General features: G+C 37.6%; 19 protein-coding genes, 1 other RNA gene and 2 other annotated features. Of the genes, 18 read left to right on the top strand and 2 right to left on the bottom strand.

Annotated features, from left to right (window positions below):
- The first annotated feature begins 41 nt into the window (after positions 1 to 41).
- From cysS to JG29_RS02030, 14 genes are all read left to right on the top strand, one after another.
- Entirely contained in the window at positions 42 to 1,451 is a 1,410-nt protein-coding gene (gene cysS, locus JG29_RS01970; protein ID WP_045922274.1) for a cysteine--tRNA ligase, read from the top strand.
- Positions 1,448 to 1,861, top strand: a complete 414-nt coding sequence (locus tag JG29_RS01975; RefSeq protein WP_045922275.1) for a Mini-ribonuclease 3 — start codon at positions 1,448 to 1,450, stop codon at positions 1,859 to 1,861. Before cysS ends, JG29_RS01975 begins: the two co-directional genes overlap by 4 nt.
- Positions 1,842 to 2,615 carry a 23S rRNA (guanosine(2251)-2'-O)-methyltransferase RlmB gene (gene rlmB / locus JG29_RS01980; RefSeq protein ID WP_045922276.1) on the top strand — a complete coding sequence of 258 codons (774 nt, stop codon included), beginning with the start codon at positions 1,842 to 1,844 and terminating at the stop codon, positions 2,613 to 2,615. Before JG29_RS01975 ends, rlmB begins: the two co-directional genes overlap by 20 nt.
- Positions 2,612 to 3,139, top strand: a complete 528-nt coding sequence (locus JG29_RS01985; protein WP_045922277.1) for an NYN domain-containing protein — start codon at positions 2,612 to 2,614, stop codon at positions 3,137 to 3,139. Before rlmB ends, JG29_RS01985 begins: the two co-directional genes overlap by 4 nt.
- 29 nt (positions 3,140 to 3,168) lie before the next feature.
- Entirely contained in the window at positions 3,169 to 4,512 is a 1,344-nt protein-coding gene (locus tag JG29_RS01990) for a D-alanyl-D-alanine carboxypeptidase family protein (RefSeq protein ID WP_045922278.1), read from the top strand.
- An 81-nt stretch (positions 4,513 to 4,593) separates the two neighbouring features.
- A complete protein-coding gene (locus tag JG29_RS01995; RefSeq protein ID WP_045922279.1) occupies positions 4,594 to 5,169 on the top strand; it encodes a sigma-70 RNA polymerase sigma factor region 4 domain-containing protein in 576 nt (191 codons plus the stop codon).
- Between the two features lie 47 nt (positions 5,170 to 5,216).
- A complete protein-coding gene (gene rpmG, locus JG29_RS08640) occupies positions 5,217 to 5,378 on the top strand; it encodes a 50S ribosomal protein L33 (RefSeq protein ID WP_232297072.1) in 162 nt (53 codons plus the stop codon).
- A gap of 11 nt (positions 5,379 to 5,389) precedes the next feature.
- Positions 5,390 to 5,566, top strand: coding sequence for a preprotein translocase subunit SecE (secE, locus tag JG29_RS02000; RefSeq protein ID WP_045922280.1), 177 nt, complete (start codon positions 5,390 to 5,392; stop codon positions 5,564 to 5,566).
- A gap of 104 nt (positions 5,567 to 5,670) precedes the next feature.
- On the top strand, positions 5,671 to 6,216 hold the full coding sequence (gene nusG, locus JG29_RS02005; protein WP_045922281.1) for a transcription termination/antitermination protein NusG: 546 nt from the start codon (positions 5,671 to 5,673) through the stop codon (positions 6,214 to 6,216).
- Positions 6,217 to 6,344: 128 nt separating this feature from the next.
- The gene (gene rplK / locus JG29_RS02010; protein ID WP_045922282.1) at positions 6,345 to 6,767 is read left to right on the top strand and encodes a 50S ribosomal protein L11; all 423 of its coding nucleotides are present in this window, start codon (positions 6,345 to 6,347) and stop codon (positions 6,765 to 6,767) included.
- An 84-nt stretch (positions 6,768 to 6,851) separates the two neighbouring features.
- On the top strand, positions 6,852 to 7,535 hold the full coding sequence (gene rplA / locus JG29_RS02015) for a 50S ribosomal protein L1 (RefSeq protein ID WP_045922283.1): 684 nt from the start codon (positions 6,852 to 6,854) through the stop codon (positions 7,533 to 7,535).
- Between the two features lie 17 nt (positions 7,536 to 7,552).
- Positions 7,553 to 7,670: a sequence feature (ribosomal protein L10 leader region), on the top strand.
- Positions 7,671 to 7,695: 25 nt separating this feature from the next.
- The gene (rplJ, locus tag JG29_RS02020; protein WP_045922284.1) at positions 7,696 to 8,205 is read left to right on the top strand and encodes a 50S ribosomal protein L10; all 510 of its coding nucleotides are present in this window, start codon (positions 7,696 to 7,698) and stop codon (positions 8,203 to 8,205) included.
- Between the two features lie 29 nt (positions 8,206 to 8,234).
- Positions 8,235 to 8,603 carry a 50S ribosomal protein L7/L12 gene (gene rplL / locus JG29_RS02025; RefSeq protein ID WP_045922285.1) on the top strand — a complete coding sequence of 123 codons (369 nt, stop codon included), beginning with the start codon at positions 8,235 to 8,237 and terminating at the stop codon, positions 8,601 to 8,603.
- A gap of 117 nt (positions 8,604 to 8,720) precedes the next feature.
- A complete protein-coding gene (locus JG29_RS02030; protein WP_045922286.1) occupies positions 8,721 to 9,659 on the top strand; it encodes a 2-dehydropantoate 2-reductase in 939 nt (312 codons plus the stop codon).
- A 34-nt stretch (positions 9,660 to 9,693) separates the two neighbouring features.
- Here JG29_RS02030 and JG29_RS02035 read toward each other — a convergent pair whose 3' ends face one another.
- Both JG29_RS02035 and JG29_RS02040 read right to left on the bottom strand, forming a co-directional pair.
- Positions 9,694 to 10,500, bottom strand: coding sequence for a 2-keto-4-pentenoate hydratase (locus JG29_RS02035; RefSeq protein ID WP_045922287.1), 807 nt, complete (start codon positions 10,498 to 10,500; stop codon positions 9,694 to 9,696).
- A gap of 174 nt (positions 10,501 to 10,674) precedes the next feature.
- Positions 10,675 to 10,923: a binding site (T-box leader), on the bottom strand.
- A gap of 102 nt (positions 10,924 to 11,025) precedes the next feature.
- Positions 11,026 to 11,346, bottom strand: a complete 321-nt coding sequence (locus tag JG29_RS02040) for a magnetosome magnetite crystal formation protein family (protein WP_045922288.1) — start codon at positions 11,344 to 11,346, stop codon at positions 11,026 to 11,028.
- A gap of 81 nt (positions 11,347 to 11,427) precedes the next feature.
- Here JG29_RS02040 and JG29_RS02045 point away from each other — a divergent pair, with 81 nt between their 5' ends.
- From JG29_RS02045 to dnaX, 4 genes are all read left to right on the top strand, one after another.
- The gene (locus JG29_RS02045; RefSeq protein ID WP_045922289.1) at positions 11,428 to 12,036 is read left to right on the top strand and encodes a class I SAM-dependent methyltransferase; all 609 of its coding nucleotides are present in this window, start codon (positions 11,428 to 11,430) and stop codon (positions 12,034 to 12,036) included.
- Between the two features lie 34 nt (positions 12,037 to 12,070).
- Positions 12,071 to 12,514 carry a nucleoside deaminase gene (locus JG29_RS02050; RefSeq protein ID WP_045922290.1) on the top strand — a complete coding sequence of 148 codons (444 nt, stop codon included), beginning with the start codon at positions 12,071 to 12,073 and terminating at the stop codon, positions 12,512 to 12,514.
- A 67-nt stretch (positions 12,515 to 12,581) separates the two neighbouring features.
- Positions 12,582 to 12,679: signal recognition particle sRNA small type (gene ffs / locus JG29_RS08645), an RNA gene on the top strand.
- Positions 12,680 to 12,789: 110 nt separating this feature from the next.
- On the top strand, positions 12,790 to 14,502 hold the full coding sequence (gene dnaX, locus JG29_RS02055) for a DNA polymerase III subunit gamma/tau (RefSeq protein ID WP_045922291.1): 1,713 nt from the start codon (positions 12,790 to 12,792) through the stop codon (positions 14,500 to 14,502).
- Positions 14,503 to 14,506 lie beyond the last annotated feature (4 nt).

The following is a 14,506-nucleotide window of genomic DNA, read 5'->3' on the forward strand; positions in this document are numbered from 1 at the left end:
AGTCAACATAGCTGTGTTTTTCAGTGCAGAGGAGTTTAAACATGATTAAAATTTTTAATACTCTCACCAAAAAAAAAGAAACCTTTATTCCGCTTAATCCTCCCCAAGTTACGATGTATATTTGTGGACCTACAGTTTATAATTATATTCATATTGGTAATGCACGATCAGCGGTAGTTTTTGATACTATTCGCCGCTATCTGCAATATCGGGGTTACCAGGTCAAATATGTATCCAATTTTACTGATGTTGACGATAAAATTATTAAAGCGGCCCGTGAAAAGGAAGTTACACCAAAGCAGCTGGTAACTAAGTATATTGCCGCCTATCAAACAGATATGAAAGCTTTGAATGTTTTACCAGCAACCTTGAATCCCCGTGCAACTGATAATATTAATGACATTATTAAATTTATTAGTGACTTAATTGCTAAAGGATATGCTTATGAGAGTGCGGGTGATGTTTATTATCGCACTCGCAAATTTAAACATTACGGCCAGCTATCAGGACAGAATTTAGCGGATTTGGAACAGGGAGCTAGCCAAAGGACCAACGTTTTAGATACTAGTAAAAAAGAAGATCCTATGGATTTTGCTCTCTGGAAGCAGGCACCTTCTAATGAGTTGTCTTGGGCTTCACCGTGGAGCAATGGGCGCCCCGGATGGCATATAGAATGTTCGGTGATGGCAACGAAGTATTTAGGGCCTACGATTGACATTCACGGTGGGGGTGAAGATTTAATTTTTCCGCATCATGAGAATGAAATTGCCCAAAGTGAAGTTCATACTGGGCAGCAATTTGTTCACTACTGGCTGCATAATGGATTTGTAACTATTGGCAGCGATAATGAAAAAATGAGCAAATCCTTGGGTAATTTTATAACCGTTCATGAGCTTTTGCAGCAGCTTGATCCGCAAGTTTTAAGGTTTTTTATGGCTGCCACGCAATATCGGCGACCTATTCAATATTCAGAGGCCAACCTGCAAGATGCTCATAATAATCTCCAGCATTTACAAACTGCTGCACAAAATTTAAATTTTCGTTTACAAGATCATGATTTTGGTGATTTTGATGCTGCAGTTCAATCAAAGCAAGAGGCTATTAAGGAGAACTTTATTAGCCATATGGATGATGATTTTAATGTTCAGAATGGTTTAAGTGATTTATATGAATTAATGCGATTAATTAATCAGTATTCAGCGCAAAAACAAGTTAATCAACAAAATATTCATAATTTATTGGTCCAATATACAGATATTCTTCGTATTTTTGGCATAGAATTTGCTACTAATCCTCAGTTAGATCAACAAATAGAAGCTTTAATTCAGCAAAGAGATACAGCACGGGCGCAAAAAGATTTTGCCACAAGTGATGCTTTGCGCTCACAGCTGTTACAAATGGGGATTATCTTAGAAGATACTCCTCAGGGAACTCGGTGGCACAAAAAATGAGGGATTATCAACAATTCAATGGTTTGACTTTGGCTTATCTGGGTGATGCAGTTTGGGAACTATTCGTACGTGATCATTTACTGGCTAATGGTTTAACTAAGGTTAATCTGTTACAAAAGCGGGCAACACATTTTGTATCGGCTAAAGCACAAGCAGCTTTAATAGAATTAATGCGACAAGATCATTTTTGGACAGAAACTGAAGCCGATGTCTTTCGCCGTGGCCGTAATGCTAAGGCTAAAACGCATGCGAAAAATACTTCGGTTCAGACTTATAATATTTCCACTGGTTTTGAAGCTATCTTTGGCTATTTGCAAGTTAGTGAACAACACCAGCGGTTACAAGAATTAGCTGCTTGGTGCATTCAACAAGTAGAAATGGGGCGAACTAATGAATTCCACTTCCAATAAAGATCAGTCTGAAATAATTTTTGGGTATCATGCAGCTTGGGCAGTTCTTAAAGATCCTGATGCACCGCAAAAAGTTAATAAAATATTTTTGCAAAAAGGCTTGCACAGTGAAAAAATTGCTCGTATTATCGAGGCAGCACGTTCTCAGCATTTAGTTATTCAAGATGCACCCAAGTCGAAATTAGATGACATGACACAAGCGGGCAATCATCAGGGAATTGTTTTAACAACTACTCCTTTTGCTTATGTTGATTTGTTTACTTTGTTGAAGCAACTCGAAAAACGGCATGAAGCGCCTTTCTTTTTAATTTTGGATAATATCAATGACCCCCATAATTTTGGCTCAATTTTACGAACCGCTGATGCTGTGGGTGTTAATGGGGTCATTATTCCTAAGCGGCGGGCTGTCGGTGTAACTTCAATTGTAGCTAAAACTTCTACGGGAGCAATCGAACGTATACCAATTGTGCGGGTTACTAATATAGTTCAGACTATTAAAACTTTACAAAAACAAAATATTTGGGTTTTTGGAACTGATATGAATGGAACTGATTATCGGCGTTGGAATGCTCAAGGAGCTATTGCCTTAGTAATTGGTAATGAAGGTCGCGGTCTGTCACCGCTGGTTAAAAAACAGGTGGATCAGATTTTGACTATCCCTATGATTGGTACAGTTCAAAGCCTTAATGCCAGTGTCGCTACCGGGATTTTATTATATCAGGCCTTCACTAGTCGAGAGAGTAAATCTTTATGAAAAAGCAAATTATGATTGTGGATGGCTATAATGTTATTGGCAGTTGGCCCCAATTAGCACATTTAAAAAAATTGGATCGTTTGGAAGAGGCTCGCGACCGCTTATTAGACATCTTGGCTAACTATCGAAAATTTTTTGAGGGTCAAATTATTGTCGTATTTGATGCCATGTATGTTCCTGGTATTAAAGAGCAATTTAGCAAATGGGATTTAGATGTTGTTTTTACTCCAGAAGCTGTTACTGCTGATACCTATATCCAAAATTTAAGCGAAAAACTGAACATTATTTCCAATCAGGTAACAGTGGTTACTTCGGATCAAGCCGTTCAATGGACTATCTTTTCTCGAGGGGCAGTCCGTTTGCCTTCATATGAGCTTTATCAGCGAATTAAAGAGATGCATCGTCAATTGGATCAAGAGAGTCGCCAACATCATGATCGTAGTGTTCAGCGTAATAATCCATGGAGGGAAGATCAATTAGAACTTCTAGCAAAATTAAGAGACCACTTGTCGTCAAAATCTTAATTTTAATAAGTCTGTTATCACTAGTAAACTTGTCAGGTTGTCAATCTTTAGCGAATTCAAATGACAGTTTAAAAACTGGTGAGCACTGGGTACGACAAGGACAATTATTACGAGCGCGCCCCTATCTGCAAAATTCTCAACAGACTAAGGCTCAGCAGTATGCGCGGCAGATTTCAATGTTACAAACTGCGCAACAGGATTTTAATCAGGGACGCTTTGCGGCCAGTAAGAAAAAAGCTCAGCAAGTAAGTCAAGAACAGCCGACGCTTGGGAATATCCATCATGTTGCCCGACAGTTAGTTAAAGTTAGTCAAAAAGCCCAGCAGCAAAAATTTTTAGGGCCAACAGTACCTACCTCTTTAGCTCAGATGGATGCTACACAAGTAGGGCAGCAAATTACCGCGGGAATTTTAATTGATCAAAAAAGCGGTCAGGTTATTTGGCAAAAACAAGCTCGCCAAGTGTTGCCAGTCGCTTCTCTGTCCAAGCTTTTAGCCGTTTATACTATTTATCAAACGTTAAATACACGAAAAATTTCGTTACAAACAGCTGTAGTTGCGCCCACAATTATTTCCGGTCTGGAAAATCATTCTGATTTATCTACAGCCAAATTAACTGTGGGCCATAGTTATACGATTGAACAATTATTACAAGCAACGCTAGTGGCCAGTGCTAATGATGCCGTGATGGTTCTAGGGCAGTACTTGTATGGCAGCCAGGAGCGTTTTGTCCAAATAATGCTGCAAAATGCCCAGGCGCTACATCTGAAAAGTGTGCAATTAGTTAATGCTAATGGATTGCCGGCTGATATTGATCCAAGTGTGGAAAATAATTTTCATACACAAGTGTCAGAAAATCAGTTCTGCGCGCAAGATTTAGCACGTTTAACCCAAGTGTTAATTGAACAATTTCCTCAAGTTCTTAAAGTTACACAGTTAAAACAAATTAATATTGATGGGCGTAATTTAGACAATACTAATGAAATGTTGCCAGATGCCAAATATAGTCCTACCAAATATCAAGTTGATGGTTTAAAAACCGGTACTGGCGATAAAGCTGGTTATAGTACCGTTATTACTACTGTAATTCAAAAACGCAGAGTAATTTTAGTTGTGCTGAAAGCTCCTTCCAATGAAGATAGATTTTTACAAGCACGTGCTTTGTTAGATTATTTAGCACAAAACTGGGTAAATAAATATAAAAAACTTCCCACCTATCCTCAAAATAGTTGGCACTCTATTTGGCAGCCGCAACATGAGGGTTTCAATAATTTACGGTTACAATATCAGTTAGATCTGCTCAAAAAGCCTCAAAGGCTAGATTATTCTATTTGGGTCCACAAGCAACAGCTGCCTATTTTACGCACTCATTAATTAAACAAATGTTCTCTTTATGAGAACAATTTTTTATGGTATTTTTATGATATCGTTTACTGATTTGTCAGGAGTGATATTGTGAATTCCAAGCAGCTGATAGATCAAGATTTAATTTGGATAGCCGAAGTGAAGGAAAATAATTCGTCGGCGGCCTTAAAACATTTATTTGTTAAATATCGACCGTTAGTGGAAAAGTATGGTCGTTTATACAATATCCCTTTATTTGAACCCGAGGATTGGTATCAAGAAGCATGGTTAGTTTGCTATCAAACTTGTTTAATTTTTGATGGTCACCAAGGTTCAAAATTTGGCAGTTTCTTTAAGTTGCGTTTACAGCATCGAGCAGCTAATCTATTACGTGAACAATTGGCTGTGAAACGGCAGACTAATCTCAATGCTACTTCTTTGGAACAGCTAAGAGAGAGCGATCCGGAATTCAGTTGTTGTTTGCGGCAAAATGTTTCTGCCAATGATAGTAATGTGATTTTATTTGATTATCAATATTATCTTCATAGTCTCTCTGCTTTAGAACTATGTGCTTTAAAAATTTGGCTGGGTATTAAACCCGCTAAGTCTGAAGAATATTCAGCTCAAGCCTTACTGCGAGCAACACAGCGGGCCCGCAGCAAACTACGCCAATTAACAAATAGTTGATCATTAGACTTGACAGTGGGACTATAGTTGCATATTATTACTAATAATTGGTTAAAGATATGAAATCGAAAAAAATTATTTTGGAATGTGGCCAATGTGGGGCACATAATTATCGTACACATGTAGCAGTAGATCATAAGGAACGTTTAATTTTAAAAAAATATTGTCCTAGATGTCAGCAACATACATGGCACTATGAAACTAGATAGTGAGGCAAAAAATGAAATTTTTAAAGAGTGTTGTCAAAGAAATGAAGTTAGTGGAATGGCCAACGGCTAAAGAAAATCGTCATGACACTTTAACTGTCGTTTTGACTTCAATTGGATATGCGCTCTTTCTGGGTGCTTGTGACTGGATCTTTAGTAAACTGATTACTTTATTTGTTACCCATAAATAATTTGTAGTTCTGCTGAAAATTTGGTATTGTTATATTATGATTAGCAACAAAAACTTCGTGAAAACGAGGTTTTTTTATTTGGTATAGTTATAAAGGAGAATATTATGGCGGAACAAGAACAAAAGTTATGGTATGTTTTGCACACTTATTCAGGTTATGAAAACCGAGTTAAAGAAAATCTTAAATCACGGGCTCATTCTATGGGTATGGAAGACTATATTTTTGATGCCGTGGTTCCCCAAGAAGAAGAAACAGAGACGAAAAATGGTCGAACCAAAACGGAAATGAAAAAAACCTTTCCCGGTTATGTACTTGTAGAAATGATTATGACCGATGAATCCTGGTTTGTTGTGCGAAATACCCCGGGAGTTACTGGCTTTGTCGGCAGTCATGGTGCCGGAAGTAAACCAGCTCCTTTATTGTCTGAAGAAGTAGATCATATTTTGCATAGTATGGATAGTACAACAGCCAACTATAATATGGACTTAAATATTGGTGAAACAGTAAAAATTGTAGATGGAGCCTTTGCGGGATTAGAAGGCAAGGTTACCGCTACAGATGATGAACATGGCAAAGTTAAAGTTGAAGTAGACATGTTTGGCCGCTTAACTGAGACTGAATTAGATTATAATTTGGTACAAAGAATTTAGTTGTAATAATAGTTGTTTAAACGATTGAATAATGATATACTATCACAGTATGCCTTATGGCATTTCTGTGGGAGGGAAAATAAAGATTCCCATCTTGACCACATCACGGACTTAAGGAGGTATGTACCGTGGCTAAAAAAGTTGCTAATGTTGTTAAATTGCAAATTCCTGCTGGAGCAGCCACTCCAGCTCCTCCAGTTGGCCCTGCCTTAGGACAAGCTGGTATTAATATTGTAGAGTTCACGAAGGATTTTAATGCTCGTACTGCTGATCAGAAGGGCACTATTATTCCAGTTGTGATTACTGTTTATGAGGATCGTTCTTTTGATTTTGTAACTAAGACTCCGCCGGCAGCTATGTTATTAATGCAAGCAGCTGGTATTAAAAAGGGTTCTGGTAATCCACGCGATGAAAAAGTTGGCAAGGTTACCCAAGATCAAGTACGTGAAATTGCCGAAACCAAGTTGAAAGATCTTAATGCTAATGATGTAGAAGCAGCAGTAAAAATGATTGCTGGTACTGCACGAAGCATTGGTTTAACTATTGAATAATAGTCTCTTTCAACTTACGCTTTAAATGAGTGGGAGGGGGTTCCAACCCCCATTATGACCACAATCGCAAGGAGGAACTTAACTGTGGCTAAACATGGAAAGAAATATTTAGAAGCTGCTAAGCAAGTAGAAACAGGTAAATTATACGAACCACAAGCAGCAATTGATTTATTAAAAAAGATTAACTACGCTAACTTCGATGCTACTATTGAAGTCGCATATAATTTAAATATTGATACTAAACAAGCTGATCAACAAATTAGAGGTGCCATGGTTTTGCCTAATGGTACTGGTAAAACTCAGCGGGTATTGGTATTTGCTGACGGTGAACAAGCTAAACAGGCCGAAAATGCCGGAGCTGACTTTGTCGGTGCTGATGATCTGGTAGATAGAGTAACTGATGGTTGGTTAGATTTTGATGTAGTTGTCGCTACACCAAAAATGATGGCTAAAGTGGGTCGTTTAGGCCGGATTTTAGGACCTAAAGGTTTAATGCCAAACCCAAAGACCGGTACGGTGACAATGGATGTTGAAAAAGCTGTTAAGGATATCAAAGCCGGACAAGTTACTTACCGCGCTGATTCTCAAGGCTTAATTCATGCTCCTTTAGGCAAAATGTCATTTGACACTGAGAAATTGGTGGAGAACTTTACAGCCTTTAATAATGTAGTTTTGAAGGCTCGTCCCGCTACAGCCAAGGGCCAATATATTAAATCTGTTAACTTAACTTCAACTTTTGGTCCTGGTATTAAAGTGGCAGTTGACTAATTAGTTGATAAATGTTAAATTACCATAGAAAACTACCTAAGACTCAGGTGGCGCAAGCCTTAATATCCTGCCGAGGCTAGATGCTGAACAAATAGGGCATCATGTCATCGGACATGATGTCTTTTAAATTTTAGGTAGAAAATTATGGAGGTGAAGTTAGATGAAGGAAGCTGTTTTAAACGCTAAGCAAGCTCAAGTTGATGATATTGCTGACAAAATGTCACGTGCTGAGTCAGTAATTATTGTTGATTATTTGGGTTTAAGTGTCGCTCAAGTTACTGATTTGCGGCGGCAATTACATGATGCTGATGTTGAAATGAAAGTTGTAAAAAATTCTATTTTACAGCGGGCTGCTAAAAAAGCAGGTTATGACGAGTTAGATAATACTTTTGCAGGACCGACAGCAGTGGCTTTTTCGTATGAGGATCCAATTGTTGCTGCTAAGATCATTGCTAAATTTGCTGAAACTGCAGATGTTTTGGAAATTAAAGGCGGTATGATCGAAGGTAAAGTGCAAACCTTAGATAAGATCAACGAATATGCTCATATGCCAAGTCATGATGAGCTCTTGGCAACATTGGCATCTATGTTACAATCACCTGTACGTAAATTTGCTTATGCTGTTAAGGCAATTGCTGAAAAACAAGAAGCGGATGACTCCGCTGCTTAATTAGAAAAGAATAATTGGAGGAATAAAAAATGGCTTTTGATAAAGATGCAATTATTGATTCATTAAAAGAAGCAAGCATTTCTGATTTAAATGATTTAGTTAAGGCTATCGAAGAAGAATTTGATGTTTCTGCTGCTGCTCCTGTTGCAGTTGCTGGTGGTGCTGGCGATGCTGGTGCTGAAACCAAAGATTCCTTTGATGTTGAATTAACAGAAATTGGTCAAGAAAAAGTTAAGGTTATTAAGGCTGTCAAGGATATTACCGGTTTAGGTTTGAAAGATTCTAAGGCTTTGGTTGATAAAGCTCCTTCTATTGTTAAAGAAGGCGTTTCTCAAGCAGATGCTGATGACATGAAGGCTAAACTTGAAGAAGTTGGCGCTACAATTACTTTGAAATAATTGAAATTAAAATAAAACCACCAGTACTAAAAAGTGCTGGTGGTTTTTTATTAGTTCGCTATTGTATAATTAGAGATATCAAATTAAAACTAATTTTAAAGATAGTAGGTGAAATAGATGAAAATCGTGATCGTAGGTGCAGGAGCTATGGGCAGCCGTTTTGCATTAATGCTGCATCATAGTGGCAATGAGGTTACTTTGATTGACGGCTGGCCGGAAAATGTAGCAGCAATCAAAAAATTTGGTTTAAGAGCGCAATTTAATGGCAAATCAGTAGTTGCTAAAATACCTATTTATCAATTAGATCAAGTACAGCAGTTGCAAAATTATCAGGCTGATTTGCTTATTGCTTTTACTAAGTCTAACCAATTAGAAGCTACTTTTGATAAAGTTAAAACTCTTATTGGTCCTAATACTTATGTGCTTTGTTTATTAAATGGTTTAGGACATGAAGCAGTTTTACAAAAATATGTTTCTGTTGATCATTTAATTTTAGGAATTACACTCTGGACAGCAGCTCTATCCGGTCCCGGACAAGCAGTTTTAATTGGTACGGGAAATGTAGAGTTGCAAAACTTTTCTCCGAAAGGCAAAGAATTCACTCTGCAAGTCGAAAAAGTATTTGCAGCGGCGGGTCTTAATCCGCAATATAGTGATAATGTTAAATATTCGATTTGGCGTAAGGCTTGTGTCAATGGGACTTTAAATACCTTATGCTCATTATTAGAATGTAATATTAAAGAGCTCGGCCAGACTAGTTTTGCCCCCACTTTATTAAAAGAGATAATTGCCGAGTTTGCTGCAGTAGCTGCCCATGAGGGAATTAATTTGAATCCAGATGAAGTATATCAACATGTGGCAGTTGCTTTCACCTCAGATAGTGCGGAACATTACCCGTCAATGTACCAAGATCTAGTTCAAAATCACCGCCAAACTGAAATCGATTTTATCAATGGAGCTGTCTGGAGCAAAGGTCAACAGTATAAAATTGCTACTCCTTATTGTGCACTACTTACCCAATTAATACATGCTAAAGAAGAACTGTTGCAGCAATAAAATTATAAGCAAGATTGTTAATCGATTAGAAAAATCACTCGACTTCTAAAGTTACAGAACCAAGACCACAATTAAAATCAGCTCGCCAAGTCCCTGTAGTTAAGTTTTCCGGCAGAAGGAAAGTGCCGCTGGAAACTCGCTGACGTGCTTGTAGTTTTAAGCCTTGATCTTCCAACTTTTTAACCAGCCATTGTAAAGAATTCAAAGGATTTCCTAAAACTTCAGTAGCAGTACCGTCTTTTAAATGTTTTTCATCGTGGAATAATTGACAAGTTACTTTAGTCAGATCTTCTGGTTGCGAAAAAACTTGACTAGTTTCTACTTCTTGTCCGTAAACCACATAACCGCCTACGGCAGCATCTGCTACTACTAAGTATTTATCTAAACTGGGGAACCAATCTGAAAAGCGTGAATCTGGAACTTCAACTGCTGGCGCAACTTTCGTTTTTTGCATTAAATCTGCTAAAGTATCTTGACTGCTGAGATCTTCTTTGGCTGTGAACATTAATTCGACTTCAGCCAAGGGGTCCATTAGTTGATCAGCAGTAAAATGAGCTGGTGACTGTAGAAAATGGCTTGCAACTTGTGTTCCATAAAGAGGGGAATTAGAAGCAAACATTTTTTGGGTTTCCTCACTAGTTAAAGAAACCTTATAGCCTCCGACTGGTTCTTGTTTTTGCTGCGTTAATTGAAATTGTACCCGGTATGCGGAATCTTCATCATGAAAGAAACCAGCATAGTCACTTTGCTTTAAAGCCTTGTGATCTTCGTAAGCATGAAATAAATTATCAGCTACTGCTAGTTCATTTTCAGTTAAATCGTTCATTTTTTTGTCACTCATAAGTTAATAACCTCCATGGAAAATAATTTTTTAGTTTGTTGAAAGAATAATATCTAATAATTGGTTGGAAAATCTGAATCGGACCGGAATCATCATTGTTTAAAATACCAACTTTCATCTGGCACCACCACCTTTCAATTTTAAAATAAAAAGCACCCTTAACTAATATCTTTAGCTAAGGGTGCTTTTTAGACACGGTACCACCTTAATTTATACCTTCATTATTGCAATGAAGATACCTTGCTGGTTGATAAATATCTGACCAGTGCCACAATAATGGGTGTACCCAATATTATCTAGTCCTGCAAGCAGATTCGATAATACAACTCAGAGATGATTATCGCTTTGTGTCCTAGATTGCTTTGCACCAACCAGCAACTCTCTAACTATTTAACAAAGTGAAGTTCTCTTTAAAGTTTTTAATTTTAATTTAATTATTATTAAGAATCTATCATTCAAATGCATTCTTGTCAAGGACTTTTAAAAAAATTTTCCAATAATGTTTGAGTAATGGGTGGATTTATTTTAGAGCAAGCACTTAATTCCTTTAACAATATTATAAATAAAGAGAATAACATCGATAATGATGACACAGCCAATAAATGCTACAATAATCCATGATCTAAATTGGATTGCCGGATGGATTCCCATAAAAATAATAGCAAAAAAGATACCAATGGCTAAAATCGTAGGAACAAGATGCAAGAAGAAGGCGTTACGCGCATATTGGGACACATCAACATTATCACTACAAATAACCCAGACAATCAGAGGAAATAAAACCGGCAGAAACAGAATTGACAGATAGCATAAACTATCCAAGATTTTATTAGTGTTATTAAACATGTTAGCCTCCAGAAAAATAGCTTTAACAAGTAAAGCGTATTATAATTAAGAAATAGAATCAAGAAGGGAACCACATCATTAATGGAACAATATTTTACCACACATCCCCAAGTGGAACACCAGCAACGCACCTTTACTTTTCAATTGCGTACTCATAACTTACAGTTTACGACAGATAATGGTGTCTTTTCTAAACAGATCATTGATTACGGGACTAGAGTCTTAATCGCAGCTTTAAATTGGAATGGTTTACCGGCAGGAAAGTTGCTGGATTTAGGCTGCGGCTATGGTCCAATTGGTTTAACCATGGCCAAAGAATTACCGCAACGGCTAATTGAGATGGTTGATATTAATCAAAGAGCTTTAACTTTAGCACAAGCTAATGCACAAACTAATCACATTAGCAATGTGGAAATCAAACCATCCAATATTTATCAACAATTAAATGATCAAATTTATGCCGGTATTTATACCAATCCTCCGATTCGGGCGGGAAAAGTGGTTGTTACTAACATGATTACTCAAGCTGTGGAACATTTAAAACCTAACGGTCAATTATGGTTGGTTGTGCAAAAAAAACAGGGCGAGCCGACTTATAAAAAAATAATGCAGCAAACTTTTAATAATGTACAAATAATAACAAGAAATAAAGGATATTACGTATTAAAAAGTGTCAAAACTAACGATTAACGATCTATATACGGAAGTTGAACTCCAAAATTATATGCAACAAGCTCTTCTGACTGCCCAAGAGGCGTTAAAGTATAACGAAGTGCCAATTGGCGCGCTGATTGTAGATGATGAAACACATGAAGTGATTGCTCAAGGATTTAATCAACGCGAAATTCGCCAGCAGGCCACAGCGCATGCCGAGATTATTGCAATTGAATCTGCTTGTCAAAAACTGAATAGTTGGCGTTTAGAGCATCATTCTTTGTTTGTTACTTTGGAACCTTGTGCTATGTGTGCCGGAGCCATTATTAATAGTCGTATTGCACACGTAGTTTTTGGTGCTCGTGATCCGAAGGCGGGCTCAGTTGAATCTTTAACGCAATTATTTAATGTAAGGTATAATCATCATCCCGATTTTCAAGGAGGAGTTTTGGAAGCGGAATGTGGGGCTTTATTAACTAATTTTTTCCGGAAAATTCGGCAACGAAAATCCTAAACATAGCAAACAATGATAAATTGTCCAGGTTGCAAAAGTTACTAAAATATGATATTATCATGTTTGCCGCAAGGCCGGAGGCAATGGTAGGCTTATGAATCGTGTCAGGTTCGGAAGAAAGCAGCACTAAGTAAGATTCTGTCATGTGCCTTTTGTTATGACTATCAATACTCTTAGCTTTTAAGCTAGGAGTTTTTTATTATAATTAATAAATACAACATCAAAACAGATTTTGGATTAAAATAGAACTGTAATTTTTTTGAAAGGAGTTTTTTATGGCTTATCAGGCTCTTTATCGTGTTTGGCGGCCGCAGACCTTTGGTGATGTTATCGGCCAAGATGCAATTACCACAACCCTGCGCAATGCTGTGGCTACTAAACAGGTGAGTCATGCTTATTTATTCACGGGACCCAGAGGTACTGGGAAAACTTCCTGTTCAAAGATATTAGCCAAGGCGGTCAATTGCTTGCAGCCACAGAAAGGCGAGCCGTGCAATCAGTGTGAAATTTGTCAGGAAATCAATGCTAATAGTTTAAATGATGTAATTGAAATTGATGCAGCCTCTAATAATGGTGTAGAACAGATCCGGGATATTCGTGACAAAGTCAAATATGCTCCGACAAGAGCTGCCTATAAGGTCTATATTATTGATGAAGTGCATATGCTTTCAACAGGAGCTTTTAATGCCTTATTGAAGACTTTAGAAGAGCCGCCAGCACAAGTGATTTTTATTTTGGCCACTACGGAACCTCAGAAAATTCCCGCCACTATTATTTCGCGGACACAACGGTTTGATTTTCGAAGAATTACGGCTACTACCATTTTAGAGCGCTTAGAATATATTTTAAAAGCTAAACAAGTGCCTTATGATAAGCAGGGATTAAAACTGATTGCCCAAGCGGCAGAGGGCGGAATGCGTGATGCCTTAAGCATTTTAGATCAGGCACTGTCCTTGGATAATAAACGTTTAACTCTAGATAATGCTATACAAGTAACCGGAACAGTGGATAAAAAGCAGCTGGAAGCGTATTTTTTAGCAATAATCGCTGCCAACGCCGCTCAAGCTCTGGAAGATCTTCATCAATTATTGGCGAGCGGGCGTTCGCCACACCGCTTTATTGAGGCAATTATTGAAACTTGTCGGGATTTATTATTAATTAAAACTGATGACAAATTATTGGATGATTTTAGTAGATCTTTAATTTCACCACAAATTGTAGCAGTCCATGATCAAATCAGCCAGCAGCAATTATATCAAATGATTAATGCAGCTTCTCAAACACAGCAAGATCTGCATAATGTGAGTCGAACTGATATTTATCTGGAAGTATTGACAGTGAAATTATGCGAGATTATGCAGTCAACTAATTCTGAAGAATCCACTTCTTCTTTGTCTCAAACCTTACAGGATCTACAAAGTGAAGTAGAACAATTAAAACAAAATATGGCCGATTTGCAAAAGAAAATTGCTAAAGCTCCTCAGGCCACTGCTTCACCTAAAACTGCTCCGGCGAAACCTTTCAAGTCAGCCACTGGTCATACTCATGTTGACCAACAAAAGATTAACCAAATTTTGGCTAATGCAACTCGCAAAGCTCTTAATCAAGTGCGCGAGGTATGGCCAGATTTAATGAGCATGTTGAATGTAACGCAAAAAGCAGTCATGAAAGTTTCAAAACCAGTAGCAGCTAGTAGTGCAGGCGTAGTGGTAGCTTTTGATTATGCAATGTGGTTTGAACGTGTGATGAGTAATCAAGAATTATTGGAAATATTAAAAAATAATCTGGATAAGTTATTGCATAACGATGCCGATGTTGTCATTGTTGCCGCAGAAAACTGGCCGCAAATTCGGCAAACTTTTTTACAAAATCATGAAATTACCAATTCATCTGCTGCAGACGTCAAGAAGACCAAGTCAACCAATGTGGCAGTTGACAAAGCTCAAAAATTATTTGGAACAGAGCTGGTAGAACTAAAAAAAGATTAAGGGG

This window comes from Bombilactobacillus mellis (genome assembly GCF_000967245.1).
Taxonomy (GTDB): domain Bacteria; phylum Bacillota; class Bacilli; order Lactobacillales; family Lactobacillaceae; genus Bombilactobacillus; species Bombilactobacillus mellis.

Bases quoted from the DNA above. Each gene is read 5' to 3' on its own strand.
- JG29_RS02040 (WP_045922288.1), bottom strand. From the start codon at position 11,346: ATGTTTAATAACACTAATAAAATCTTGGATAGTTTATGCTATCTGTCA.
- cysS (WP_045922274.1), top strand. From the start codon at position 42: ATGATTAAAATTTTTAATACTCTCACCAAAAAAAAAGAAACCTTTATT.
- JG29_RS02030 (WP_045922286.1), top strand. From the start codon at position 8,721: ATGAAAATCGTGATCGTAGGTGCAGGAGCTATGGGCAGCCGTTTTGCA.
- nusG (WP_045922281.1), top strand. From the start codon at position 5,671: ATGGCGGAACAAGAACAAAAGTTATGGTATGTTTTGCACACTTATTCA.
- JG29_RS01975 (WP_045922275.1), top strand. From the start codon at position 1,448: ATGAGGGATTATCAACAATTCAATGGTTTGACTTTGGCTTATCTGGGT.
- JG29_RS02050 (WP_045922290.1), top strand. From the start codon at position 12,071: ATGCAACAAGCTCTTCTGACTGCCCAAGAGGCGTTAAAGTATAACGAA.
- rplL (WP_045922285.1), top strand. From the start codon at position 8,235: ATGGCTTTTGATAAAGATGCAATTATTGATTCATTAAAAGAAGCAAGC.
- JG29_RS01985 (WP_045922277.1), top strand. From the start codon at position 2,612: ATGAAAAAGCAAATTATGATTGTGGATGGCTATAATGTTATTGGCAGT.
- rlmB (WP_045922276.1), top strand. From the start codon at position 1,842: ATGAATTCCACTTCCAATAAAGATCAGTCTGAAATAATTTTTGGGTAT.
- secE (WP_045922280.1), top strand. From the start codon at position 5,390: ATGAAATTTTTAAAGAGTGTTGTCAAAGAAATGAAGTTAGTGGAATGG.
- JG29_RS02045 (WP_045922289.1), top strand. From the start codon at position 11,428: ATGGAACAATATTTTACCACACATCCCCAAGTGGAACACCAGCAACGC.
- dnaX (WP_045922291.1), top strand. From the start codon at position 12,790: ATGGCTTATCAGGCTCTTTATCGTGTTTGGCGGCCGCAGACCTTTGGT.
- JG29_RS02035 (WP_045922287.1), bottom strand. From the start codon at position 10,500: ATGAGTGACAAAAAAATGAACGATTTAACTGAAAATGAACTAGCAGTA.
- rplJ (WP_045922284.1), top strand. From the start codon at position 7,696: ATGAAGGAAGCTGTTTTAAACGCTAAGCAAGCTCAAGTTGATGATATT.